At 70.4% G+C, this 2,314-nt stretch carries 3 protein-coding genes; 1 reads left to right on the top strand and 2 read right to left on the bottom strand.

Translation table 11 applies throughout. The features are described from left to right. Together AC0CYZ_RS03210 and AC0CYZ_RS03215 are read right to left on the bottom strand one after the other, a co-directional pair. The coding region (locus tag AC0CYZ_RS03210) for an aspartate kinase (protein WP_472212282.1) at positions 1-697 on the bottom strand (697 nt) is incomplete at its 3' end. 114 nt (positions 698-811) lie between these two features. Next, entirely contained in the window at positions 812-1,165 is a 354-nt protein-coding gene (locus AC0CYZ_RS03215; RefSeq protein WP_472212283.1) for a hypothetical protein, read from the bottom strand. 289 nt (positions 1,166-1,454) lie between these two features. On the opposite strand from AC0CYZ_RS03215, the gene AC0CYZ_RS03220 reads away from it, so the two are divergent. Then, the coding region (locus tag AC0CYZ_RS03220; protein ID WP_472212285.1) for a 2-isopropylmalate synthase at positions 1,455-2,314 on the top strand (860 nt) is incomplete at its 3' end.

Consider the following 2,314-nt stretch of genomic DNA (forward strand, 5'->3'; position numbering starts at 1 on the left):
ACGACGAGCGCACCCGCAGCGGGACGCCCTCGCGGCGCGCGTACTCCACCGCGCGCAGGTGCAGGACCTTCGCTCCGCAGGCCGCCATCTCGAGCATCTCCTCGTAGGTGATGGTCTCGAGGAGCTTGGCGTCGGGGACGATGCGCGGGTCGGCGGAGTAGACGCCGTCGACGTCGGTGTAGATCTCGCACACGTCGGCCTTCATGGCCGCCGCCATCGCGACGGCGGTGGTGTCCGAGCCGCCGCGGCCGAGCGTCGTGATCTCCTTCGAGTCCGCGCTCACGCCCTGGAAGCCGGCGACCAGCGCGATCCCGTCCTCGGCGAGCGCGGCGTGGATGCGCCCCGGCGTGACGTCGAGGATCCGGGCGTCGCCGTGCTTGCCCGTGGTGATCATCCCGGCCTGGGAGCCGGTGAACGACCGCGCCCGCCCGCCGAGGGCGTTGATCGCCATGGCCAGCAGCGCGTTGGAGATTCGCTCGCCCGAGGTCAGCAGCATGTCCAGCTCACGCGGCGGCGGGCTGGGGTGGACCTGGATCGCGAGGTCGGTCAGCTCGTCGGTGGTGTCGCCCATCGCGGAGGCGACCACGACGACGTCGTTGCCGTCCTTGCGGGTCCGCAGGATGCGTTCCGCGACGCGCTTGATGCGCTCCGCGGACTGGACGGACGACCCGCCGTACTTCTGGACGACGAGCGCCACCTCGACCGACCTCCGGCTCTCGGGTTCACGGGACCTCGGTCCGGCGACCCGAACCGGCCCTCCACCCTAGCCGAGCGCTCCCGGTGGTCCGGGCGACGCGGTGCGCGTCCGGGGTCAGGGGGCGAGCGCGTTGAGGACGCGCGCGATGATGATGCCGATGATCAGCCAGACCACCGCGGCGAGGCCGTAGTTCAGGATCACCTTGAGCGTCTCGCTGGCCGGCAGGAACAGGTCACCGATGCCGAGCGTGAGGTTGTTCGCCGCGTCGGCGAAGAACGTCGTGATGCCGTTCTGGGGGTTGGCCGAGGCCACCGTCAGCACGACGTGGATGACCAGGATCGCCGCGAAGATGACGGTGAGGATGCGGATCACCGAGGCGGCGAGCGTCAACGACTTGCTCGCGAGGGCCCGCAGGTCCTGCCCCGTGCTCGCCTTGCGCTGCTGGCCGGTCTCGGCGTCCTGCGACATGACGCAGATCATGGCACGTCCGCCTACTCGGTGGTAGTCGCCCCGTGACCAGCGGTCATCACGGTCGGGGGTCGGACCCGCAGCGGGTGTCGCCCAGGGTGCCGCTTGCCGTCGACGGGGCCGGTGGGTCTACCGTGATGGGCGATGTTCCGCGTGCTGCTCCTTCCCAGCCGCGGCGGGGCCTGACCGAGACCGGCTCCCCGCCGCGGGTGATGCGCGCTCGCCGGTCGCCCCGGGCCATCCACCCGGGATCCCCTGCACCGCCGCACGGAGATCACGAGCCATGAGCATGTCCACGTCGATGCCCGACGGACCCATCGGCGACATCCGCGACACCGTCGTCCATCCCGACGGAGTCATCCCCGCCGAGCAGCCGTTCTGGAACACGCAGCGTCCCAGCCGCATGCCGGTCCACCGCTACAAGCCGTTCGCCGACGTCGTCGAGAAGATCTCGGTCCCCGACCGCACCTGGCCCGACACGGTGATCACCAAGGCCCCGCTCTGGGGCGCGGTCGACCTGCGCGACGGCAACCAGGCGCTCATCGACCCGATGTCCCCCGCCCGCAAGCGCCGCATGTTCGACCTGCTGGTGCGCATGGGCTACAAGGAGATCGAGGTCGGCTTCCCGGCCGCGTCCCAGACCGACTTCGACTTCGTCCGCGAGATCATCACCCAGGACGCGGTCCCGGCCGACGTCCGGATCCAGGTCCTGACGCAGGCCCGGCCGGAGCTGATCTCGCGCACCTTCGCCTCGCTCGAGGGCGCGCACTCCGCGGTCGTCCACCTCTACAACTCGACGTCGATCCTGCAGCGCCGCGTCGTCTTCCGCTCCGACCGTGACGGCATCACGAAGATCGCCGTCGACGGCGCGAAGCTCGTCCGCGCGGAGGCCGAGAAGCGGCCCGGGACGGACTGGCGCTTCCAGTACTCGCCGGAGTCCTACACGGGCACCGAGCTCTCCTACGCCAAGGAGATCGTCGACGCGGTCGGCGACGTCTGGGAGCCCACCCCCGAGAAGCCGATGATCGTCAACCTGCCGGCGACGGTGGAGATGGCGACCCCGAACGTCTACGCGGACTCCATCGAGTGGATGCACCGCAACCTCGCCCGCCGCGACTCGATCATCCTGTCGCTGCACCCGCACAACGA

The sequence above is a fragment of the Actinomycetospora sp. genome (assembly GCF_055612215.1).